Annotated in this window: 21 protein-coding genes; 15 read left to right on the forward strand and 6 right to left on the reverse strand. The window is 41.5% G+C overall.

Annotated elements, in window-relative coordinates:
* Nucleotides 1-98: 98 nt before the first annotated feature.
* The 15 genes from AC4HAJ_RS00590 (at nucleotide 99) to AC4HAJ_RS00660 (ending at nucleotide 14,269) form a co-directional block, all read left to right on the forward strand.
* On the forward strand, nucleotides 99-704 hold the full coding sequence (locus AC4HAJ_RS00590) for a hypothetical protein (RefSeq protein WP_491078215.1): 606 nt from the start codon (nucleotides 99-101) through the stop codon (nucleotides 702-704).
* A 168-nt stretch (nucleotides 705-872) separates the two neighbouring features.
* Nucleotides 873-2,162, forward strand: a complete 1,290-nt coding sequence (locus tag AC4HAJ_RS00595) for a peptidase U32 family protein (RefSeq protein WP_491078475.1) — start codon at nucleotides 873-875, stop codon at nucleotides 2,160-2,162.
* A 101-nt stretch (nucleotides 2,163-2,263) separates the two neighbouring features.
* On the forward strand, nucleotides 2,264-2,476 hold the full coding sequence (locus AC4HAJ_RS00600; protein ID WP_491078216.1) for a YdbC family protein: 213 nt from the start codon (nucleotides 2,264-2,266) through the stop codon (nucleotides 2,474-2,476).
* Nucleotides 2,477-2,644: 168 nt separating this feature from the next.
* On the forward strand, nucleotides 2,645-3,526 hold the full coding sequence (locus tag AC4HAJ_RS00605) for a hypothetical protein (RefSeq protein WP_491078217.1): 882 nt from the start codon (nucleotides 2,645-2,647) through the stop codon (nucleotides 3,524-3,526).
* A gap of 248 nt (nucleotides 3,527-3,774) precedes the next feature.
* Entirely contained in the window at nucleotides 3,775-5,103 is a 1,329-nt protein-coding gene (gene xseA / locus AC4HAJ_RS00610; RefSeq protein ID WP_491078218.1) for an exodeoxyribonuclease VII large subunit, read from the forward strand.
* Nucleotides 5,093-5,317: an exodeoxyribonuclease VII small subunit gene (locus tag AC4HAJ_RS00615; RefSeq protein ID WP_491078219.1), complete on the forward strand. Its 225-nt coding sequence runs from the start codon at nucleotides 5,093-5,095 to the stop codon at nucleotides 5,315-5,317. The genes xseA and AC4HAJ_RS00615 overlap by 11 nt, the downstream gene beginning before the upstream one ends.
* The gene (locus tag AC4HAJ_RS00620; protein WP_491078476.1) at nucleotides 5,310-6,176 is read left to right on the forward strand and encodes a polyprenyl synthetase family protein; all 867 of its coding nucleotides are present in this window, start codon (nucleotides 5,310-5,312) and stop codon (nucleotides 6,174-6,176) included. Before AC4HAJ_RS00615 ends, AC4HAJ_RS00620 begins: the two co-directional genes overlap by 8 nt.
* Entirely contained in the window at nucleotides 6,169-6,996 is an 828-nt protein-coding gene (locus AC4HAJ_RS00625) for a TlyA family RNA methyltransferase (RefSeq protein ID WP_491078220.1), read from the forward strand. Before AC4HAJ_RS00620 ends, AC4HAJ_RS00625 begins: the two co-directional genes overlap by 8 nt.
* Nucleotides 6,983-7,453 (forward strand): arginine repressor, encoded by a 471-nt coding sequence (locus AC4HAJ_RS00630; protein WP_491078221.1) that lies wholly within the window; start codon nucleotides 6,983-6,985, stop codon nucleotides 7,451-7,453. Before AC4HAJ_RS00625 ends, AC4HAJ_RS00630 begins: the two co-directional genes overlap by 14 nt.
* Nucleotides 7,454-7,467: 14 nt before the next feature.
* The gene (recN, locus tag AC4HAJ_RS00635) at nucleotides 7,468-9,126 is read left to right on the forward strand and encodes a DNA repair protein RecN (protein ID WP_491078222.1); all 1,659 of its coding nucleotides are present in this window, start codon (nucleotides 7,468-7,470) and stop codon (nucleotides 9,124-9,126) included.
* Nucleotides 9,127-9,375: 249 nt separating this feature from the next.
* Entirely contained in the window at nucleotides 9,376-9,906 is a 531-nt protein-coding gene (locus AC4HAJ_RS00640; protein WP_491078223.1) for a DUF6287 domain-containing protein, read from the forward strand.
* Between the two features lie 215 nt (nucleotides 9,907-10,121).
* Nucleotides 10,122-11,141 (forward strand): N-acetyl-gamma-glutamyl-phosphate reductase, encoded by a 1,020-nt coding sequence (gene argC, locus AC4HAJ_RS00645; RefSeq protein WP_491078224.1) that lies wholly within the window; start codon nucleotides 10,122-10,124, stop codon nucleotides 11,139-11,141.
* Between the two features lie 28 nt (nucleotides 11,142-11,169).
* Nucleotides 11,170-12,363 (forward strand): bifunctional glutamate N-acetyltransferase/amino-acid acetyltransferase ArgJ, encoded by a 1,194-nt coding sequence (gene argJ / locus AC4HAJ_RS00650; RefSeq protein WP_491078225.1) that lies wholly within the window; start codon nucleotides 11,170-11,172, stop codon nucleotides 12,361-12,363.
* A 35-nt stretch (nucleotides 12,364-12,398) separates the two neighbouring features.
* Nucleotides 12,399-13,133: an acetylglutamate kinase gene (gene argB, locus AC4HAJ_RS00655; RefSeq protein WP_491078226.1), complete on the forward strand. Its 735-nt coding sequence runs from the start codon at nucleotides 12,399-12,401 to the stop codon at nucleotides 13,131-13,133.
* A 5-nt stretch (nucleotides 13,134-13,138) separates the two neighbouring features.
* Nucleotides 13,139-14,269, forward strand: coding sequence for an acetylornithine transaminase (locus tag AC4HAJ_RS00660; RefSeq protein WP_491078227.1), 1,131 nt, complete (start codon nucleotides 13,139-13,141; stop codon nucleotides 14,267-14,269).
* Nucleotides 14,270-14,317: 48 nt separating this feature from the next.
* On the opposite strand, the gene AC4HAJ_RS00665 is transcribed toward AC4HAJ_RS00660, so the two are convergent.
* The 6 genes from AC4HAJ_RS00665 to nrdE all read right to left on the reverse strand — a co-directional run bounded on the left by AC4HAJ_RS00665 (nucleotide 14,318) and on the right by nrdE (nucleotide 22,178).
* Nucleotides 14,318-16,033: an ABC transporter permease/substrate binding protein gene (locus AC4HAJ_RS00665; RefSeq protein WP_491078228.1), complete on the reverse strand. Its 1,716-nt coding sequence runs from the start codon at nucleotides 16,031-16,033 to the stop codon at nucleotides 14,318-14,320.
* A gap of 2 nt (nucleotides 16,034-16,035) precedes the next feature.
* Nucleotides 16,036-17,241: a quaternary amine ABC transporter ATP-binding protein gene (locus AC4HAJ_RS00670; RefSeq protein WP_491078229.1), complete on the reverse strand. Its 1,206-nt coding sequence runs from the start codon at nucleotides 17,239-17,241 to the stop codon at nucleotides 16,036-16,038.
* 348 nt (nucleotides 17,242-17,589) lie between these two features.
* Complete coding sequence (locus tag AC4HAJ_RS00675) at nucleotides 17,590-18,285, reverse strand: LrgB family protein (RefSeq protein WP_491078230.1); 696 nt, start codon at nucleotides 18,283-18,285, stop codon at nucleotides 17,590-17,592.
* A gap of 5 nt (nucleotides 18,286-18,290) precedes the next feature.
* On the reverse strand, nucleotides 18,291-18,653 hold the full coding sequence (locus AC4HAJ_RS00680) for a CidA/LrgA family protein (protein ID WP_491078231.1): 363 nt from the start codon (nucleotides 18,651-18,653) through the stop codon (nucleotides 18,291-18,293).
* Nucleotides 18,654-18,802: 149 nt separating this feature from the next.
* Nucleotides 18,803-19,765, reverse strand: a complete 963-nt coding sequence (gene nrdF, locus AC4HAJ_RS00685; RefSeq protein ID WP_491078232.1) for a class 1b ribonucleoside-diphosphate reductase subunit beta — start codon at nucleotides 19,763-19,765, stop codon at nucleotides 18,803-18,805.
* 253 nt (nucleotides 19,766-20,018) lie between these two features.
* A complete protein-coding gene (gene nrdE / locus AC4HAJ_RS00690) occupies nucleotides 20,019-22,178 on the reverse strand; it encodes a class 1b ribonucleoside-diphosphate reductase subunit alpha (RefSeq protein WP_491078233.1) in 2,160 nt (719 codons plus the stop codon).
* Between the last annotated feature and the right edge of the window lies 1 nt (nucleotide 22,179).

Below are 22,179 nucleotides of genomic sequence, written 5' to 3' on the forward strand. Positions count from 1 at the left end.
ATTTTCTCAATCTAGGTAGATGGGCTTATTGTTGGTGCTAGATTGAGCACTGTTCTGCCATCTGTTTTGTAGGTTTGAGAAAGGAGAGGAGATAGTCAATGAAGTTAAATGAAGCAAGAGTAGGTGGTCTCTACCGTGTGGAGGCTATTTACAGTGATGAAATTGGTGGTCAAGATCCAATGAGTCTAGGGATTGAACTGGGGACCTCCCTAAAAGTCCTAGCTATTTCTGGTAAAACAGCTACAGTTCTAGCAAATGATCAGCAGTTGGTATTAAATGATCAGCTAGCAAACAGTCTAGAGGTGAGTCAAGTTGCTGAGGAGGCTGATGTAGTTGATACAGGGGAGCAAGACAAGGCGGTATCATCTCCCGATCAGCAAGCGGGAAATGGCAGTTTGCCTATGGAAGAGCCTGCTGCTAAGCCAGTAGCAACAGGTATCAAGGTGGTCAGTATCTTATTTTGGCTCCTTGGTCTTGTTCTAATGTTTTCAGGGATTATGCTGGGCTGGTTTGAGCACTTTCCTATTATTGTACCTGGGATCATTTTATTTATTGGAATTGAAGCCCCTATCATGTGGTATTTTGTTTTTAAGATGAATCGACCAGAAGGTAGGCAGAAAAATTCTGGTAATTATTATTTGAGTCTATTATTTGTAGATTTTCTTTTCTTTATTTTTTTGGTCATGAGTCTATTACTGCCATGATGTATTTCTTAGAGATTGAGTTATCGGCCTGTCTTTTAGATTTTTTTGATTTTCCTAGGTAAAAGGAGTAGAATAAGTTTGTTATTATTTTCTCAATCTAGCTGGAAGAACGCTATGTTTGGTGCTGGAATGAGTGATATATTTCAACTATCTTGCAAATAGGAGAAGATTATGTCTGAGGTCAAAAAGCGCCCTGAGGTTCTAGCCCCTGCAGGGACATTGGAAAAATTAAAGGTTGCAGTTCTTTATGGTGCTGATGCTGTGTTTGTAGGTGGTCAGCAGTACGGTCTTCGTAGCCGTGCAGGTAATTTCAGCATGGAAGAGATGCGAGAAGGGATTGAATTTGCCCACGCGCATGGTTCCAAGGTCTATGTGGCTGCTAATATGGTAACGCACGAGGGTAATGAGCAAGGAGCCGGCGAATGGTTCCGCCAGCTGCGTGATATGGGATTGGATGCGGTTATCGTGTCTGATCCTGCCTTGATTGAAATTTGTGCAATAGAAGCACCGGGTCTTGAGATCCATTTATCGACGCAAGCCTCGGCTACCAATGTTGAAACTTTTCATTTTTGGAAGGATTATGGCTTGGCACGTGTGGTTCTGGCGCGTGAGGTTAGCATGGAAGAGCTGGCAGAAATTCGTCGCCGTACCGATATTGAAATCGAGGCCTTTGTACACGGAGCTATGTGTATTTCTTATTCTGGTCGCTGTACTTTGTCCAATCATATGAGTCACCGCGATGCTAATCGGGGTGGCTGCTCTCAGTCCTGCCGTTGGAAATACGATCTCTATGATATGCCATTTGGGCAAGAGCGTCGCAGCTTAAAAGGGGAGATTCCAGAAGAGTACTCTATGTCAGCTGTTGATATGTGTATGATTGATCACATTCCAGATATGATTGAAAATGGTGTGGATAGTCTTAAGATTGAAGGACGTATGAAGTCAATCCATTACGTCTCAACGGTAACTAATTGCTATAAGGCTGCAGTTGATGCCTATATGGAGAGCCCAGAAGCCTTTTATGCCATTAAGGATGATCTTGTCAATGAGCTTTGGAAGGTTGCTCAACGTGAGCTAGCGACAGGTTTCTATTATGGTACACCTAGTGAAAATGAGCAGCTTTTCGGGGCTCGTCGTAAGATTCCACAATACAAATTTGTAGCTGAGGTCGTCTCTTTCAATCCAGCATCAATGACAGCAACCATTCGTCAACGCAATGTTATTCACGAAGGAGACCAGGTTGAATTTTATGGTCCTGGTTTCCGCCACTTTGAAACAACTATCGAAGATCTTCATGATGCTGATGGCAACAAGATCGATCGTGCACCCAATCCAATGGAATTGCTTACTATTACAGTACCGCAAGCTGTTGAGCCGGGTGATATGGTGCGTGCCTGTCAGGAGGGCTTGGTCAATCTTTATAAAGAAGATGGATCCAGTCAAACGATTCGTGCCTAAGGGCGATATTTTTACGGATAAATAAGTGAGCCCAAGTGATCACTATAGTTACCAATAATAGTATTATGAGGGACTTGTCTTAATACGAAGGAGGTGTTTAGATGGCAGACTTTACATTTGAGATCGAGGAAAAGCTGCTGGTTCTATCTGAAAATGATAAGGGCTGGACCAAAGAGCTCAATCGTGTTAGCTTTAATGGGGCACCAGCCAAGTATGATATTCGTAGTTGGAGTCCGGATCATGAAAAGATGGGGAAGGGTATTACCCTAACCAATGATGAATTTAAGGCTCTGGTTGATGCCTTTAAACAGTAAAGATTTTTCTCTTTTTTGATGAAGTGACCTGCTCTTGATTAATGATAGAGCAGGTTTTTTGCTGTTAGGAACAGTCTTGTAGGAGATAAATCGCTAGAAATATAGTATAATAGGGAAAATTATAGATTATCAGTTAGGGTTTAGCAAACTGATTACTAAGGATACAGGATGAAAAGATTTGAAGAAGACTATAGACATGCGATCGCTAAGAGTAGTATCCGAGGCCTAGGTAACCCTCAAGTCAAGAAGGAATTGCAAGATCGCATTCAAAGACTGGCTGACAATCTGGAGCAGGCACAGGACGAAGAGGAACAGCATGAAATCCAGTTTCTCTTGGATCGTGCTAGGGGCGATTATCAAAAGTATTTAGCAGAGGAAGGGAAGATGGTTGCCATGATTCGTGAGGATAGGCGAGTGCGAGAAGAGCGGGAGCGCCAAATAAAGCGTCAGAGGTATCAGATCACAGCTATTGTTGCAGTTGTGGGTATCGTTCTTTTCTTTGTGGTTGGTCATATCATTGCTAATCGTCGTGGTGCTGCTAAGGAAGCTGCTGCCAAGGCTGCCTTTCAGCACAAAGATGCTAATTCCCAGAAAGAATCTCAAGCATCACAGGATAATAAGCTAGAGGAAGGGGAATTGGTCCCTAAAAATCTGGTTGGGACCTGGACTGGTACACAAGGCGGTGTCGAGATGACCCTGATATTTACTGAGGATGGTAGTGTCACTATCCGTACAGATACAGCAGATGGCAGCTATACTGAGTCACAAGGAACGATCATCACTTCAGAATCAGTAGATGATAACACCTTTAAAATTGTCGGTTACGAAGGCTTTGTGAGTCCTAACCAGTTGGATGCGCAAGTGCAAAGCGGTGAAGTTGGCTATCAGCTAGGAAAAGGTGGTAAGACCTTATACGGTGTTCATTGGCCAGTGGCTCAAGCTAGCTATACGGATGATTATGGTGAGAGTCAGACTGAGTCATCGACTAGCGATGGGACGTCTGACTATGAGATCGATAAAGAAAATGTCTTTGTCAAGAGTGAAGACTAGCTCAACTGCAGGGGAGTTGGTTTCGAAAAAAGATTAAGCCCTAGCAGTTATGGTAGTTAAGTCAATAGTGAGGTAGGCTGACAGTCCTATCTCTTTTTTCTTACTAGGGTTTTCGATGGGGATTGGTATTGATGAGAAGAGTTAACCTAGTTTGCTTCTAGCTATTCTCCCCTTATTTTCATAGCTCTATTGTTTAAAATTTGCTATAATATAAACTAACATATTATGCTTTATAAGGAGGTCAGACCTTGCCTGATTATTTGTCCGTCAGCTCTTTGACCAAATATTTAAAACTAAAATTTGATCGTGATCCTTATTTAGAGCGGGTCTATTTGAGTGGTCAAGTGTCAAACTTCCGAAAGCGTCCTAATCATCAATATTTTTCTTTGAAGGATGAGGGGGCAGTCATTCAGGCGACCATGTGGGGAGGCGTCTATAAGAAATTGGGCTTTGAGCTAGAAGAAGGGATGAAAATCAATGTTGTCGGGCGTGTCCAGCTCTATGCGCCTAATGGCTCTTACTCTATTGTGATCGAGCAGGCACAGCCAGATGGTATTGGAGCCTTGGCGGTTCAGTTTGAGCAACTTAAGGCTAAACTGACTCAGGCAGGCTATTTTGCTTCTGAACACAAGCAGCCCCTGCCTCAATTTGTCAAAAAGATCGGTGTTATCACTAGCCCCAGCGGAGCAGTCATTAGGGATATTATTACCACGGTTAGTCGTCGCTTTCCTGGTGTCGAGATTTTACTTTTTCCAACCAAGGTTCAAGGTGAGGGCAGTGCCCAGGAAGTAGCTGATAATATTGCTAAAGCTAATGAGCAAGAGGATCTGGATCTCTTAATTGTTGGACGTGGAGGGGGATCTATTGAGGATCTCTGGGCCTTCAATGAAGAAATCGTGGTTCAGGCTATTTTTGAATCTAAATTGCCCCTTATATCTAGTGTAGGCCATGAGACTGATACGACTCTAGCGGATTATGTTGCCGATCAGAGGGCCGCAACGCCTACTGCAGCAGCAGAGTTAGCGACGCCAGTAACTAAGGCTGACCTTTTGTCTTGGGTCAGTCAGGCTCGTCAAAGGGCTTTTCAGGCTACCCAGAGGCGTTTGGCCCAGTCTAATGAACGTCTGACTCAGCTCAGCCAGTCAGTTATTTTTAGGCAACCAGAACGCCTGTATGATGGGCATTTCCAGCAGTTAGACCGTCTTAAGGAGCGTTTGACCAATCAGTTGCGTCACCAGTATGCACAAGCCTTGCAAGAAGAGCGGTTACTGAGACAGCGTCTAGCAGGAGTGGATTTGGATAAGCGTCTTCACTATCTGCAGGAGGGCCTTGACCAGCAGAGACAGTCCCTGATCTATCGCATGAAAACGCTGATTTCGGCCAAGCAGGCACGATTTGATAAGGCTCAAGGGTCGCTGCTATCTCTTGATACGAGTAGAATTGTTGCAAGGGGGTATGCTATTGTTCGTAAGGATAGTAAGCCGATTACGAGTATCAAGGATGTAAAAGGTGGCGATGCTTTGACTTTAGAAATGAAGGATGGACAGATAAAGGTAGAGGTGAAAAATGCCAAGTAAGAAAAAAACATTTGAAGAGAATTTACAAGACTTAGAAACCATTGTGACCAAGCTTGAAAATGGGGATGTCCCTTTAGAAGAGGCAATCTCAGAGTTCCAAAAAGGGATGCTTTTATCCAAGAATTTACAAAAAACCTTGGCGCAGGCTGAAGAAACTCTAGTGAAAGTGATGCAGGAGGATGGCAGTCAAACTGAATTGGAGTCCCATGAATAAGCAAGATGGTATCGATCAGGCAATCAAGCAGTTTTATGGGGAAAAGCAAGTATCAGAGCGTCTTGTTGAAGCTATTCTTTACTCTGTCAATGCGGGCGGGAAACGTCTGCGCCCTCTGATTCTCCTTGAACTTTTAGAGGGATTCGGGGTTTCGCTTCAGGAAGCTCATTATCAAGTCGCTGCAGCGCTAGAGATGATTCACACAGGGAGTCTAATCCATGATGATCTCCCGGCCATGGATAATGATGATTATCGTAGGGGGCGTCTAACCAATCACAAGCAGTTCGATGAGGCGACAGCTATTTTGGCGGGTGATAGTTTGTTTTTAGATCCCTTTGCCTTGATAGCTCAGACAGATCTACCTGACTTGGTTCGCCTTGAGCTCATTCGTCAGTTATCTCTTGCTTCGGGAACCTTTGGCATGGTGGCTGGACAGCTGCTTGATATAGCAGGCGAGGGCCAGCAGCAGAGCTTTGAGGAGCTCAATGCGATTCACAGTCATAAGACTGGTAAGTTACTAGCTTTTCCTTTTCTTGCAGCTGGTATCCTAGCCCAGGTAGATAAAATAGCTATCGAAGCGCTTGGTCGAGCAGGTATCCTGATTGGAACAGCTTTTCAAATTAGAGATGATATTCTGGATGTCACAGCGAGTTTTGAAGAGCTTGGGAAAACCCCTCAAAAAGATCTTAAGGCGCAAAAAACTACCTATCCTAGCCTCTTTGGTTTAGAGGAATCTTACCAGATGTTAAACCAAGCCTTGGATCAAGCAAGGGCTATTTTTGATCGTCTTAGGGAAGATCATGGACTGGATTCAGAGTCCAGTCTTGATATCATAGAAAGGTTGCGGTTGCATGGCTAAGGAACGTGTTGATGTACTAGCTTATAAGCAAGGCCTTTTTGAGACAAGAGAGCAGGCTAAGCGTGGTGTAATGGCTGGTCTGGTGGTATCTGTCTTGGATGGTCAGCGCTATGATAAGCCAGGTGAGAAAATATCAGATGATACAGAGCTTCGCCTTAAAGGTGAAAGGCTTCAGTATGTCAGCCGTGGCGGTCTTAAATTGGAAAAAGCCTTGCGGGTCTTTAATCTTTCTGTGGCAGATAAGATAACGCTGGATATTGGGGCCTCTACTGGTGGCTTTACAGATGTGATGCTTCAAAATGGTGCCAAGCAGGTCTATGCTATTGATGTTGGGACCAATCAGCTGGTCTGGAAACTCAGGCAAGATCCTAGAGTTATTAGTATGGAGCAGTATAATTTTCGCTATGTCAAGGTTCAGGATTTTGATCAAGGCTTGCCTCAGTTTGCCAGTATAGATGTGAGTTTTATTTCCTTGAGTTTGATCTTACCCCCTCTAGCTAGACTATTAGCTGAAGGCGATCGAGTTGTCGCCCTGGTCAAACCTCAATTTGAGGCTGGTCGACAGCAGGTCGGTAAGCATGGTATTGTTAAGGATGCTAGGATTCATGAAAAAGTTTTAGAGCGTGTGGTCTCTTTTGCTCTAGAATGCGGATATACTATTAGGGACTTGGACTTTTCTCCGATTCAAGGGGGTCACGGAAATATTGAATTTCTGATGGATCTGGAGCGGTCTAGTCATCCAGAGAATACGATTGGCTCAAAAATTGCTACTACAGTAGAAAAAGCTCATGAGGAGTTTAAAAAAAATGAAAAAACATGAACGTTTGGAATTGTTGCGTCAAATTGTTTTAGATAATGAGATTGAAACTCAGAATGATCTTGTTGCTAAGCTAGAAGAAAACGGTCTAAAAGCGACTCAAGCGACTATTTCAAGAGATATTAACAGCTTGGGTATCATCAAGGTTCCTGGTAAATCTGGAAAATATATCTATGGCTTTTCCATGGAGAGTGCACGTGAGCTGATGACTCCCTTGCAACGTGCCTGTGAGTATATTATCCAGATTTCAGACTTGACACCAGGTCTGGAATATTTGATTAGTATCAGGGTTGAACCAGGGAGCACAAATTTTTTAAAGCGTTTGATTTTAGAGGAATTTTCAGACGTCATCTTCAGTGTGCTTGCTGATGATGATACGGTTCTGATTATCTTTAAGTCGCCAGAGCTTGGTGAGGAAGTGCGTGAAGATCTGGTTAACTGGACGGCCCATTATCATTGATTTGAGGAAGGAATATGCTACTAGAAATTTCCATTAAGAATTTTGCTATCATTGAGGAAATTTCCCTCAACTTTGAGACTGGTATGACGGTTTTGACAGGTGAGACTGGTGCTGGGAAATCCATTATTATTGATGCAATGAATATGATGCTGGGGGCACGTGCTAGTACAGAAGTGATTCGCCATGGTGCTCAAAAAGCTGAAATCGAAGGCTTTTTTACAGTTCAGGAACATCCATCTTTGCTGGCTATTCTAGCCGATCAAGGTATTGAATTAGCAGATGAGCTGATCATTCGACGGGAGATTTTTCAAAATGGTCGGAGTGTTAGTCGTGTCAATGGGCAAATGGTGAATTTAAGCACCCTGCGAGCTATTGGCCAATATTTGGTGGATATTCATGGTCAGCATGACCAGGAGGAATTGATGAAAGCTAGTCAGCATAGTCATCTTTTGGATGAGTTTGGTGACGAAACTTTTGAGGATGTCAAAATGGCTTATCAGGAGAGCTTTGAGGCCTACAAGGCTTTGCGCAAGCGTGTCATTGAGAAGCAAAAAAATGAAGTTGAGCACAAGGCTAGAATTGACATGTTAGAATTTCAAATTGCTGAAATTGAAACAGCTCAGTTACAGGCTGGAGAAGACCAGAAATTGCTTCAAGAGCGTGAACGCCTGATCAATCATAAAAATATTGCGGATACTTTGACTAATGCTTATGCTAACTTAGACAATGATGACTTTTCTAGTTTATCTAATATTAGAACAGCCATGAATGACATGCTGAGCATTGAGGATTATGATGCGACCTATAAAGCTTTAGCTGCCAGTCTTGCAGAATCTTATTATATTTTGGAGGATACTAGCAAGCGATTATCGGATGTGATTGATCAGTTAGATTTTGATGGTAATCGTCTTAATCAGGTCGATGATAGGCTGAATGTCATCAATACAATTACACGTAAATATGGTGGCAGTGTTGATGATGTCTTGACTTATTTTGAGACGATCACTAAGGAATATAGCCATCTGACTGGTAATGATCTTTCTAAAGATAATTTGGAAGCCGAGCTCAAAGAGTTGGAAAGAAGCCTTATTTCTAATGCTCAAAGACTAAATCAGATGCGTCATGACTTGGCGGATAGGGTTGAAGCAGAGATTAAAAAAGAACTGCAAGAGCTTTATATGGAAAAAGCAGAGTTTCAAGTCAAATTTACATCAGGTAAATTTACCAGAGATGGTAATGAGCAGGTTGAATTTTATATTTCAACGAATCCTGGGGAAGGTTTTAAGCCTTTGACCAAGGTAGCTTCTGGCGGTGAGATTTCTCGTTTAATGCTGGCAATTAAATCGGCTTTTTCTCGTAAGGAAGATAAGACTAGTATTGTCTTTGATGAAGTGGATACCGGTGTTTCTGGCCGTGTCGCTCAAGCTATTGCACAAAAAATTTATAAAATTGGTCAGCATGGACAAGTTTTAGCTATCTCTCATTTACCGCAAGTTATAGCTGCTGCCGATTATCAATTCTATATTGAAAAAGAGAGTAAGGATGAGTCTACGGTTTCTACAGTTAGGCTGCTGAGCATGGATGAAAGAATCCAAGAAATGGCTAAGATGTTGGCAGGGGATCAAGTGACTCAGGCTGCTCTCAATCAAGCTCAAGAATTACTTAGAAAATAATAATTTTAGTATATAAATACTTAAACCAGATGGGCAAAGTCCCATCTGGTTTTTTGTCTTTGAAGATGTTGCTAGAAATCTAAAAACTAGTTTAAAAAAGGGTTATAGAAGCCTGAAAATACAAGAAATATTGAAATACTGCTTGTCAAATAAAAGTTCAGGTAGTATAATATCTTTTGTTTTAAGAATGAAAGCATTTTTACACTATTAGTAGTTTGATACTGATTATAATGGGAGAGATGATTGGGGGTGACAGTAAAAATGTTTAAAAGTAAGGTTAGCGCTAAGAAGCGCTCATCAAATATGAGGTTTGATATCCAGCTGGTGGTTTTTATCTTGAGTGGGATTCTATTAGCTTTTATCTTGGGGAATGTAGAAGCACGTGTTAGCTCTGAAACCTCTTCGTCTAAACAACCTGTCGCCCAGACTACTGGTAAAATTTTGCCTGTAGATGTTACAGGTGTTTTAAATGGTGATTATTCTAGTGTTGTGGGGACTTGGAAGTCTGAGAATGGTTCTAAGGTCATTTTTGACACGGCTGGTCAAGTTACTGTTGTGTCTAAATCTGGTACTCAGTCTAAGGGGCAGCTCTATAATGCCAGAATTTTGGACGGACGTTTAGAGGCTCGTTTTGAACTGAGTAATAAAAGTATTGTTAGTATCTTTTTGCTTCCTAAAGGTTCGACTACTAAGTATACAGGAACAACTTATGCATCAGATGCCCTCCTAGTTCGTCAATCGATTAGTGATAGTGATGAGCCCTACTATCGAAAAGAATGAAAATAGAATAGATGTCAATTTTTTAGAAAACTCTGCTCTTGGGTTGTAGGTGAAATTGGTTGCGAGAAAGTGAAGCTGAGAATTTTATCTCAGCTTTTTTGTGTTTTTTAAAGTCAATGTTTTGAATAAATATAAAAATTACATAAAATATATTGACTTTTATTCAAAATAAAACTAGAATATAATACATAATTATTCAGTTTGGAGTGACTATTATGAAAGTTTCGATCATCGGAGTAACAGGTTATAGTGGGTTGGAGTTGGTACGTCTTTTGAGTAGCCATGGCCAGGTAGAATTGGTTTCAGTTCATGCGACTAAAGCTGTTGGTCTTTCGTTGTCAGATATTTATCCGCACCTTAAAGGGAGTTGTGACCTCATTATTGAGGCTGTAGATCCAATGATTATTATGCAAAAGTCAGATTTGGTTTTTATGGCAACTCCTAGTGGCATAGCTAAGGAATTATCGCAGACTTTTATTGATGAAAATTTTCCAGTGATCGATTTATCGGGAGATCATCGCTTATCTGGTGATCTTTATCAAAGGTGGTATGGAAAACAGCCAGCTGCTGATACGATTTTGGAAGCCTTCCATTATTCTTTGGCTGAATTTTCCCAAGAGCCCCGTCGCTTCATTTCTAATCCTGGTTGTTATGCGACAGCAACAGAATTGGCCTTAATTCCCCTTATGATGACGGATTGGATCGATGCAGATAGTATTATTGTTGATGCTAAGAGTGGCTTGACTGGCGCTGGTAAGTCCTTGTCTGAGTCGAGTCACTTTGTCAATGTACATGATAATTATGTAACTTATAAATTAAATCAGCATCAGCATATTCCAGAGATTATCCAAATGCTTAGGCGTTTTAAGCCAGATTTGGATCACATTCAGTTTTCAACTTCCTTGCTTCCTATTAATCGTGGGATTGTGGTGACGGCTTATGCTAAGGTTGTTGAGGATCTGTCCCAGGAGGATCTTCTGGCTCTTTACCAAAGAGTCTATGAGGATAAGTTCTTTGTTCGTATACAGCCGGAGCTTCCAAATCTCCATAATGTTTTAGGTTCAAATTTTACTGATATTAGTCTTGTTTATAATCCGGTGACTAAAATAGTAACAGTGGTAGCAGTTCTAGATAATCTGATCAAGGGAGCTGCGGGACAGGCGATTCAAAATATGAATCTAGCTTTTGGTTTTCATGAGAGCGAAGGTTTGATGGCAGGACCTCAGTATTTATAAGGATGTTAGAGATAAGAAGGGAGCAGTTATGAATTATATTGATGGCACAATTGCCAGTCCTCTAGGATTTTCAGCCGATGGTTTGCATGCCGGTTTTAAAAAGAGAAAGCTTGACTTTGGATGGATTGTCTCGGAAAAGCCGGCAAGTGTTGCAGGGGTCTATACGACGAATCAGGTCATTGCAGCGCCATTGATTGTTACGAGGCAGTCCGTTCAAAAAAGGCAGCAAATGCAAGCGATTGTGGTCAATTCTGGTATCGCTAACTCCTGTACAGGTGTTCAAGGGATGACGGATGCTTTGACAATGCAAGAGCTGACAGCCGACAGATTAGGTATTGAACCTGATTTGGTGGGGATTGCATCGACTGGCATTATCGGTGAACCTCTTCCTATGGAGACACTGAGGAATGGCTTAGATCGTATTGTGGTCAATGGGAATGCGGATGATTTTTCCAAGGCGATTTTAACGACAGATACTTGTCAAAAGAGTGTTGTGGTAACGGAAACGTTTGGTAAAGATTTGGTGACCATGGCTGGTGTTGCTAAGGGATCTGGTATGATTCATCCCAATATGGCAACGATGTTGGCCTTTATCACTTGTGATGCGGTTATATCTAGTGAGACCTTGCAAAAAGCACTGTCCCAAAAAGTAGAAACGACTTTTAATCAAATTACTGTAGATGGCGATACGTCGACAAATGACATGGTCTTGGTCATGGCTAATGGCTGTGCGAAAAACAAGGAGATTCTCCCTGACACAGCAGAGTTTGATGCTTTTGTTGCCATGCTGGAGTCTGTTATGACAGATCTAGCCAAGAAGATTGCTCAGGATGGTGAAGGGGCAACTAAATTGATCCAAGTGGATGTTACTGGTGCAAAGGATCCAGGAGATGCTAGGATGCTGGCTAAGTCAGTGGTTGGTTCAAGTCTCGTTAAGACGGCTATCTTTGGTGAGGATCCTAATTGGGGACGTATTCTAGCTGCTCTGGGCTATGCTGGTATCGATATTCCAGTAGATAAGGTGGATATTGCTATAGGTGCTATTCCCGTGATGAAGGCTTCTAGTCCAGTCGCTTTTGATCCTGAAGAGATGGCTGATATTATGCAGCAAGATAAGGTTGTGATTAGCGTAGACATACATGATGGCGAGGCTAGTGGCAGAGCCTGGGGATGTGATCTTTCCTATGATTATGTCAAGATCAATGCTCTTTATAGAACTTAAGTAGGATAGTTATCGTTATGAAAAGGAGGGATAGGATGTCTGATACGATTGTTATAAAGATCGGCGGAGTAGCTGCTAAGCAGTTAGATCAAGCCTTTATCAGTCAGGTTAAGACATGGCAAAAGGAAAAACAGGTAGTTATTGTCCATGGTGGAGGTTATGTTATCAGTCAGCTCATGGATGAAGCAAACCTGCCTGTAGAGAAAGTCGATGGTCTACGTGTAACCGACTTGGCAGCCATGCCTTTGGTTGAGGAAGCCTTGATTAATCGCGTTGGCAAATCTCTGCACCAACAGCTAGAATCTGCTGGTTTATCTGCTAATCAAGTTGTAGAAGGGTTAGACCAGATTGTTAGGGCAGATTATCTAGATAAGAATCGATATGGTTATGTCGGAAGAGTTGATGATATTGATGCTCAGGCCTTAAAAGATTCCATTAAAATTGGATCAATTCCTTTAATACCATCTTTGGCTTATGAGAGAGACGGCGCTTTGCTTAATATCAATGCAGATCATCTGGCAACTGCTCTTGCCATCAGTTTAGCAGCAGAAGAGCTGATCTTGATGACAGATGTTGCTGGAGTCAAAGAGGGCAACCAGATTTTAGGGCAACTACCAATTAGTCATATTGAGGCTAAGATAAGTCAAGGCGTCGTTACAGGGGGGATGATTCCTAAAATCAAGAGTGCTAAGGTTAGTATAGAGTCAGGGGTCAAGATGGTGCTCATTGGAGATAACCTTACTAGTGGAACAAAGATTGTAGAGGGATAGAATATATGACCGCATTATTTTCAAATTACAAGCGTGCAGAGATTGAATTTACCAAGGCTAAGGGAAATTATCTTTTTGATGCCAAAGGTAAGTCCTACTTAGATTTTTCATCTGGCATTGGTGTGACTAACTTAGGATTTCATCCAGCAGTTGTAGAAGCACTAGAGAAGCAAGCTGGAGAAATTTGGCATACCCCTAATCTCTATCAGAACCAGCTACAAGAAGAAGTTGCTCAGAAATTAATCGGAGATTATGATTATCTAGCTTTTTTCTGCAATAGTGGAGCTGAAGCTAACGAGGCTGCTATCAAAATTGCTCGTAAAGCTAGCGGTAAGCAGGACATTATCACCTTTAAAAATTCCTTTCATGGTCGGACTTTTGGATCAATGTCAGCTACTGGTCAGGATAAGATAAGAGAAGGATTCGGTGATGGTGTCCCACATTTTCATTATGCTCTCTATAATGATTTGTCTTCTGTCAAGCAGTTGGTCAGCGATCAGACAGCTGCTGTTATGCTGGAATTAGTCCAAGGAGAGTCAGGGGTACATCCGGCAGATCCTGATTTTGTAAAGGAACTGGCTGCTTACTGCCAAAAAGAGGAGATCTACTTGATTGTGGATGAAGTGCAGACTGGTATGGGGCGGACTGGTAAACTTTTTGCTTTTGAGCATTATGGTATCCTACCTGATATTGTCTCTTTGGCTAAGGGAATTTCTAATGGTGTCCCTGCAGGTGCTATGCTGGCGAAAGATTCTTTGGGTTGGGCTTTTTCATACGGTAGTCATGGGTCTACCTTTGGTGGTAACAAATTAGCGATGTCAGCTAGCTCGGCTGTGCTAGATATTATGCTGGCTGAAGGATTTTTAGATCAGGTCCAGGCTTTATCAAACTATATGAGAAGAGAACTTTCATCCGCTCTGGGGAAAAAAGATAGTGTGACTGAGATACGTGGTCTCGGTTATATGATTGGGATTGAAACCACTCGTAATCTAGAGGAATTGGTGAAGGCAGCACGGGATCGTGGCTTGATCGTCTTAACAGCTGGTTATGATGTGATTAGGCTTTTACCGCCATTAACCTTGACTAGAGAAGAAATAGACTTAGGTATTGCGATTTTGGCTGATATATTTGATTAAGAAGAGTTATGAAAAAAACACTGGAAAATTTTCCAGTGTTTTTAGAGGTTATTTGGTCCATTGTGCTACTTTATCAGGATTATCTTTAATCCATTTTTGGGCAGCTTCAGATGGAGTTTTTCCATTGTTGATAGCCAGCATGACTGATTCCATATCCTTAGAGGTCCAGTTGAAGTTATCAATAATCTTATAGGCTTCAGCATTATCATCTTTTAGACCTTTTCTGGAAATCGTATGGATATCTTCTGATTTACCAAAAGCACCTTTTGGATCATCCAAAAATTTTAAATCATACTTAGCAAACATCCAATGAGGTTTCCAACCTGTAATAACAATATCTTCTTTATTTTTTAATGCCTGTTGCAGACTGGTAACCATGGCACCAGTAGAAGAAGAACTTACCTTCCAACTTGAGAGATTAGAATATTCTTTTTGTGCTTTCTCAGCACCTGTCATAATACCAGCACCAGGCTCGATACCTGTGATCGTAGTATCAGCTTGATTAGATAGGTCTTCAATGCTGTTGACATCTTTCATGTAGGTTGGTACGACAAGTCCCAGTTTAGTTCCTTTTAGATTGACACCTAGATCATCTAATTGTCCTTTGTATTTATCGTATTGTGCCTTATGCGTAACTGGTAACCAAGCCGAAACAGAAGCATCAACGCTACCGTCAGCAACTGATTTCCAAGCAATAGCATTATCTAAAGGTTTAATTTCAACATTATAACCCTTGTCTTTAAGAACTTCAGCTAATACATTGGTTGAGGCCACCTCAGAGTCCCATTCGACATAGGCTAGGGTTACCTTTGGTTTCTGGACGCCCATATTTGTCAGAACAGTCTGTGTAATACCAGTAGCAAGGAAGGCCAAGACGAGAATCGGTGCCAACCATTTTTGCCATTTAGGCTTAATCGTCTTTTGTCTGATAGGAGTATTTAGTTTTTGAGTGAAGCGGTCGATAATAATGGCTAGAACAACTAAGGCTAAACCATTGACAAATCCATTACCGATTTCAGCGTGTTGGAGAGCTGATAGGACTCCGTTTCCTAGACCAGGAGCACCGATCATAGAAGCAGTAACGACCATAGAGAGGGATAACATGATAGTTTGGTTGACCCCAGCCATGATTGTACTCTTTGCTAGCGGTAGTTCAACACCGAACAATTTTTGTGAATTAGTGCTACCAAAGGCATCAGAGGCTTCGATCAATTCTACTGGAATTTCACGGATCCCTAAGTTGGTCATACGTACGGTCGGTGGCAGTGCAAAGATAACAGAGGCAAATACCCCTGGTACCATTCCGATACCAAAGAAGGCAACCGCTGGAATCAAGTAGACAAAGGCCGGCATTGTCTGCATGAAGTCCAAGATAGGATTAATAATTTTTTTAGCATTTTCACTTTTTGCCATCCATATTCCTAGAGGAATCCCAATCAAGATAGAAATAAGACTGGATAGGAGTACTAAAGTAAAGGTGTTGATCAGGTCTCCCCATAATTCTTGGTTGTAGATAAAGAGGAGCCCAATTGCTGTCAGAATACTAAAACTCCATTTTTTAGAGAGGATATAGGCTAAAGCTACAATCAAAACGATAAGAATCCAAGGATTAATGAAGGTCAGAGTGTTGGAAATAAAGCCCATAACACCATCCCCAGCTATTTTAAGAATATTGAAAAGTCCTGAGAAAGTATTTGTTAACCAATCGACAAAACTATCTACATAGTCTGCAATTGGTAATTTTGTTGTTACTAATCTATCCAAAATTACTCACCTTCCTTTTCTACTTCGATACCTTGTTTGGTTAAGGCTTCAATGACACGTCCCTTGATGATAACCCCCATCAAGCGCTCATTATCATCAAGGACAGCGATAGGAGCTGCAGAATCATAAATCAGAGGAAGGATATCAGTTAGGACAGCATCTTTAGGAACAGTACGGATATTTGGATCCACACAGTCAGCTAACTTGGTGCCGTTTTTACGAGCATCATAGGCAGCATCAGCTGTAATGACTCCTAGGAGTTTGCGCTTTCGGTTGGTCGCCAGAAGCATACTGACCTCTTCAGTATCCATTCGTTTGAGAGCTACGTTAGGACCATCGTTTTCGATATTAGCGGTAATTGGTTTGATCATGATATTTTGTGCTGTCAAAACCTTAGAACGATCGACATCTTCAACGAACTCACGAACAAAGTCATTAGCTGGTTGTGTGAGGATTTCTTCACCTGTACCGATCTGCATGATTTGCCCGTCTCTCATCAGTGCGATTCGATCGCCAATACGAAGGGCTTCATTAAGATCATGAGTGATAAAGATAATAGTCTTTTGAACATTGTCTTGCAGGTCCAAAAGCTCATCTTGCATTTCCTTACGAATCAAGGGGTCCAAGGCTGAGAAAGCTTCATCCATCAGGAGGATATCAGGATCGTTAGCCAGTGCACGTGCCAGACCTACACGCTGCTGCATCCCTCCTGATAGCTGATCAGGATACTGGTCTTTGAAGGCTAAAAGGCTTGAATTCTCCAAGGCTCTCTCAGCTAGAGCGGTACGTTCCTCTTTAGGAACGCCACGAAGCTCTAAACCATATTCGGTATTTTCCAAGATGGTTTTATGAGGGAAAAGTCCGAAGTTCTGAAAGACCATGTTGACAGAGTGACGACGGATTTCCCGCAGTTCCTCAGGAGAGGCTTCAGAGATATTTTTCCCCTTGATTTCAACCGTACCAGATGAAGGTTCGATCAAGCGGTTAATCAAGCGGATCAGAGTTGATTTCCCGCTTCCTGACAGTCCCATGATCACGAAGACTTCGCCTTGATTGACTTCGAAATTAACATCGTAAACACCGACAGTACAGCCTGTCTTTTCAAGAATCTCAGTTTTTGATTTTTCTTCTTGAATCATTTTTAGAGCAGCTTTTTGTTTTTTACCAAAAATCTTACTCAAATGACTAACTTTTAATAGTGTATCCATAGTAATCCTTTCTTATTAAGATAACTCTAAGGTAGTGTAACATAGTAGTATAACTCTAATATAATGTTAGTATTAAAACTAGATGACAGTTACACAGCTTATCACAAATATCCTCATTATAGCAGTAATTTGCAAAAAAATCATCTATTTCAAAAAAAGGGTCTGGCATAAAAGTCCAGACTCCTTAGTATTGTTCTATTTGAACCACTGCTGAATGGTAGTTCCTACCTTGGATTTATTCTATTTTTAGAATGAATGTCTAGAGATAAAAGGGAGAAAGAGAAATCAAAATCGTGATTTTATCACCGTTACTGACTGTCCTCTACTCTTTTCTGTAGGGCAGATATTTTATTTGAGTATGAGTTGGGCAACAATGGGACTGATGAAGACATACATAATACCGGTAATACCGATGGCTAAGCCAGCCATAGCTCCTTGAATTTGTCCTTCTTTAAGAGCTGCCCCAGTTCCAATAGCATGTCCAGTACCGCCAAGGGCTAGTCCGAAAGCGATGGGATCCGTCATTTTTAAACGTTTTAGAAGAGAGGGGCCGATAACGCTAGTCAAGATACCTGTCATGACTACAACGACCAAGGTCAAGGTTGTAATTCCTCCCATTTTCTCACTGATGCCAATAGCCATGGCTGTAGTGACAGATTTGGGAAAGAGTGAGATGGAAAAGAAAAAGTCTAGGCCAAAGAATTTAGCAATAAGGGCGGTATAGCCTGTGTTTAGGATAGTTGCAATCAAGCTTCCAATGATGATGCTACGGTAGTGATGTCTCATGAGATGGAAATTTCGGTAGAGAGGAATAGCCAAGGCTACCGTTGAAGGGACAATTAAGGTATTTAGATATTCACCACCTTTATAATAACTATCATAAGAAATTCCAGTTAACTTTAGAAGAATAATGAGAGCTATAGTAGCTACTAGCAGAGGTGTAGTAGCAGGGCGTGTGAAATGTCGATAGATGATGAGGCCAATAAGATAGGCAAGAATAGATAAGGAAAGTCCGAAAATAGGGTTATTAATAATGTCTGCCATATGCTTTATCCTTTGTAGTCGCCTTCAAAGCGATTTTTGATCCAGGTAACAACATAGGCCATGACGATGAGATTGATGAGCAAGGCACCTAGGGTTACCAGCAAGATAGGAAGAATATTAGGGAGGATGAGGTCAAAATATTGCATAACCCCGACACCAGCAGGCAAAAAGAGGATGGTCATATTATCTAGCAGGAATTTTCCGACGGTGTAGATGTGTCTTAGTCGGATAAGTTTAAACTGTAAGGCCAGAAAGAGCAAAATCAAACCAATGATGCTGCCGGGAATAGGCAGGTGGAAGATGGAGGAAATGAATTGCCCAATAAGACAGAATAATAAAATGATCATGAATTGTACGTATAACTTCATAAAAAGGCCTTCTTCTAAATGAATAAATCTAGTATAAGTCTACTACTCTGATAAAAATATTCAAGGTCATGAAACGCTTTCATGTGAAAAATAAACAAACTCCTGCTTGTCAAGCAGGAGTTGTACAGGTCTTTGATTATATGAAGCCTTTAGTCAATACCATAGTTATAGTCATCATCCTTCATAGCTTCTACGGTACCAAGGAGATAACCATTTCCGACCTGGCTAAAGAAGTCGTGGTTGCTTGTTCCTGTTGAGATACCATTCATGACGATGGGATTGACATCATCAGCTGTATCAGGAAAGAGAGGATCCTGTCCCAGGTTCATGAGGGCTTTGTTGGCGTTATAGCGCAAGAAGGTCATAACTTCTTCGGTCCAGCCTAGTTCATCGTATAAGGTTTGGGTATAACGTTCTTCGTTCTCATAAAGTTGGTAGAGGAGATCATACATCCAGTCACGAAAGTCGTTTTGCTCCTCTTCTGAGAGTTCGTTAAATCCTAGTTGGAACTTATAGCCAATGTAGGTGCCGTGGACAGATTCATCACGGATAATGAGCTTAATGATTTCGGCGACATTAGAGAGTTTATTATTTCCCAGGTAGTAAAGTGGGGTGAAAAAGCCTGAATAAAAGAGGAAGGTCTCAAGGAAAGTAGAAGCCACCTTTTTTTGGAGAGGATCACCATTGAGATAAATTTCATTGATAATCTCAGCCTTTTTTTGCAGGTATTCATTGTTGTTGGTCCATTCAAAAATCTCTTCAATTTCAGACTTGGTGTTGAGAGTTGAAAAGATGGATGAATAGGACTTGGCATGGACAGATTCCATAAACTGGATATTGTTAAGAACGGCTTCTTCGTGAGGGGTACGTACATCTTTACGGATAGCTTCCACACCAGTTTCAGACTGCATAGTATCAAGGAGTGTCAGTCCTCCAAAGACCTTACCCACTAGATCTTTTTCCGCAGCAGAGAGCTTACGCCAGTCATCCAAGTCGTTTGACAGTGGGATGCGGGTATCCAGCCAAAATTGTTCAGTCAGCTTTTCCCAAGTTGACTTGTCAATTAAATCTTCTATTTCATTCCAGTTAATGGCTTTGTAGTATGTTGTCATGAGTTTCTCCAAGTTAAAGAAGGATAATATTATTCAAAAGTTTAGTAAGTGAACTAGCCAAACCGCCGATAGCGGTTGGCGTGTCAAACATAGGAGCTTTAGCTCCAAGTTTGCCATGTCTAAAGAGTTACGACACGTAGTAGAAGGTGTCGATGATACACCTTCTACGAAGTTAGTAAGTGAACTAGCCAAACCGCCAATAGCGGTTGGCGTGTCAAACATAGGAGCTTTAGCTCTAAGTTTGGCTGTTCAGTTAAATCACACAGCTTTCACATTGATTTGCGCCTACCTCGGATCCATCATCTGTAAAAGTACGGATATAATAGATGGACTTGATTCCCTTGTTGAAGGCATAGTTGCGCAAAATAGAGAGGTCACGAGTCGTTTGTTTTCGTTCGGTTTTCCATTCGTAGAGACCATCTGGTAGTTCGCTGCGCATAAAGAGTGTCATTGAGAGACCTTGATCAACATGCTGTGTAGCTGCTGCGTAAACATCAATGACCTTACGCATATCCATATCATAAGCAGAAGTGTAGTAAGGGATTGTGTCGGTTGATAGCCCACTAGCTGGGTAGTAAATTTTACCAATCTTCTTTTCTTGGCGTTCTTCGATCCGTTGGATAATAGGGTGGATAGAAGCAGATACATCGTTAATATATGAAATGGATCCGTTAGGGGCAACCGCTAAGCGGTTTTGGTGATAAAGACCATCAGCCATAACCGCTTGACGAAGAGCTTTCCAGTCCTCTGCACTTGGAATAAAGTGCCCGGCAAACAGCTCCTTGACACGTTTAGAACGAGGTTGGTACTGACCGGTCACATACTTGTCAAAGTAACTACCATCAGCATACTTAGATTTTTCAAATCCTACAAAGCTGACACCACGTTCGCGAGCAATGGCATTGGATTCGACCAAAGTCCAATAATTCATGAGCATAAAGTAAATATCAGTAAATTCAACAGACTCTGGACTTCCATAGTGGATATGATTTTGTGCTAGGAAGGAATGCAGCCCCATAGCTCCTAGGCCAAAGGTGTGGGCTTCATCATTTCCATTTTTGATGGTTGGGACAGCATCGATACTAGATGAATCAGATACAAATGTCAACGCACGTACCATAGCCTTGATAGAGCGACCAAAATCTGGAGAAGTCATCATGTTGACGATATTGGTGGATCCTAGGTTACAAGAAATATCTGTCCCCATGTCGACATATTCTTGACGATCATTGATCAAACTTGGACGTTGCACCTGAAGGACTTCTGAACATAGATTGGACATGATGATGCGACCATCAATAGGATTTGAGCGATTAGCTGCATCCACATTGATGATATAAGGGTAGCCAGATTCTTGCTGCAGTTTAGAAATTTCAGTTTCTAGCTCACGAGCGGAAATTTTAGTCTTGGTGATATTAGGGTTGGCTACCAGCTCGTCATATTTCTCAGTGATATTAATGTAGTTAAAAGGAACACCATATTCTCTTTCAACAGAGTAGGGACTAAAGAGATACATTTCTTCGTTGTTACGTGCTAATTCATAAAATTTATCTGGCACAGTAATCCCAAGAGATAGGGTCTTAACACGAATTTTCTCATCAGCATTTTCCTTCTTCGTTGAAAGGAAGGCTAAAATATCCGGATGGAAAACATCTAGATAAACAGCTCCAGCTCCCTGGCGTTGGCCCAATTGGTTGGAATAGGAAAAGCTGTCTTCGAAGAGTTTCATGACAGGAACTACTCCGGATGCTGCGCCCGCGTAGCCCTTAATTGGTGCCCCAGCTTCACGCAAATTACTCAGAGAAATCCCTACACCTCCACCGATACGAGAGAGCTGCAGAGCAGAATTGATGGAACGACCGATAGCATTCATATCATCAGTCACTTGGATCAAAAAGCAGGAGACTAGTTCTCCACGTCGACTACGCCCAGCGTTTAAAAATGATGGTGTAGCTGGTTGGTAGCGCTGATGAATCATTTCATTAGCTAGGTCTTTGGCTAATTCTTCATTACCGTCAGCAAAGTAGAGGGCGTTGAAGAGAACCCTGTCCTCAAGACTTTCTAAATAATAGAGACCATCGTTAGTCTTTAAGGCATACTGCTGATAAAATTTATAAGCAGCCATGAAAGATTGGAAATGAAAATTTGATTCTTTCAAAAACTGCGCCAATTCCTCGATGAAGGCTGGCTTATATTTTTTAATAAAGGTTGATTCAATGTAATCATTCTCAGTTAGATAAGTGATCTTATCAGTAATGGTAGCGAATGACTTGGTATTAGGAATGACATTTTCCAGAAAAAAAGCTTCCAGCGCTTCTTTATCCTTGTTAAGTGGGATTTGACCGTTTACTGGTCGATTGATTTCATTATTAAGACGGAAGTATGATACATCCCCTAGATCTTTAAGACTCATA

This window comes from Streptococcus sp. ALY_211 (assembly GCF_058314555.1).

Coding starts and splice junctions, on each gene's coding strand:
- AC4HAJ_RS00590 (WP_491078215.1), top strand. CDS start 99: ATGAAGTTAAATGAAGCAAGAGTAGGTGGTCTCTACCGTGTGGAGGCT.
- AC4HAJ_RS00600 (WP_491078216.1), top strand. CDS start 2,264: ATGGCAGACTTTACATTTGAGATCGAGGAAAAGCTGCTGGTTCTATCT.
- AC4HAJ_RS00605 (WP_491078217.1), top strand. CDS start 2,645: ATGAAAAGATTTGAAGAAGACTATAGACATGCGATCGCTAAGAGTAGT.
- AC4HAJ_RS00615 (WP_491078219.1), top strand. CDS start 5,093: ATGCCAAGTAAGAAAAAAACATTTGAAGAGAATTTACAAGACTTAGAA.
- AC4HAJ_RS00620 (WP_491078476.1), top strand. CDS start 5,310: ATGAATAAGCAAGATGGTATCGATCAGGCAATCAAGCAGTTTTATGGG.
- AC4HAJ_RS00625 (WP_491078220.1), top strand. CDS start 6,169: ATGGCTAAGGAACGTGTTGATGTACTAGCTTATAAGCAAGGCCTTTTT.
- AC4HAJ_RS00630 (WP_491078221.1), top strand. CDS start 6,983: ATGAAAAAACATGAACGTTTGGAATTGTTGCGTCAAATTGTTTTAGAT.
- recN (WP_491078222.1), top strand. CDS start 7,468: ATGCTACTAGAAATTTCCATTAAGAATTTTGCTATCATTGAGGAAATT.
- argC (WP_491078224.1), top strand. CDS start 10,122: ATGAAAGTTTCGATCATCGGAGTAACAGGTTATAGTGGGTTGGAGTTG.
- argJ (WP_491078225.1), top strand. CDS start 11,170: ATGAATTATATTGATGGCACAATTGCCAGTCCTCTAGGATTTTCAGCC.
- argB (WP_491078226.1), top strand. CDS start 12,399: ATGTCTGATACGATTGTTATAAAGATCGGCGGAGTAGCTGCTAAGCAG.
- AC4HAJ_RS00660 (WP_491078227.1), top strand. CDS start 13,139: ATGACCGCATTATTTTCAAATTACAAGCGTGCAGAGATTGAATTTACC.
- AC4HAJ_RS00670 (WP_491078229.1), bottom strand. CDS start 17,241: ATGGATACACTATTAAAAGTTAGTCATTTGAGTAAGATTTTTGGTAAA.
- AC4HAJ_RS00675 (WP_491078230.1), bottom strand. CDS start 18,285: ATGGCAGACATTATTAATAACCCTATTTTCGGACTTTCCTTATCTATT.
- AC4HAJ_RS00680 (WP_491078231.1), bottom strand. CDS start 18,653: ATGAAGTTATACGTACAATTCATGATCATTTTATTATTCTGTCTTATT.
- nrdF (WP_491078232.1), bottom strand. CDS start 19,765: ATGACAACATACTACAAAGCCATTAACTGGAATGAAATAGAAGATTTA.
- nrdE (WP_491078233.1), bottom strand. CDS start 22,178: ATGAGTCTTAAAGATCTAGGGGATGTATCATACTTCCGTCTTAATAAT.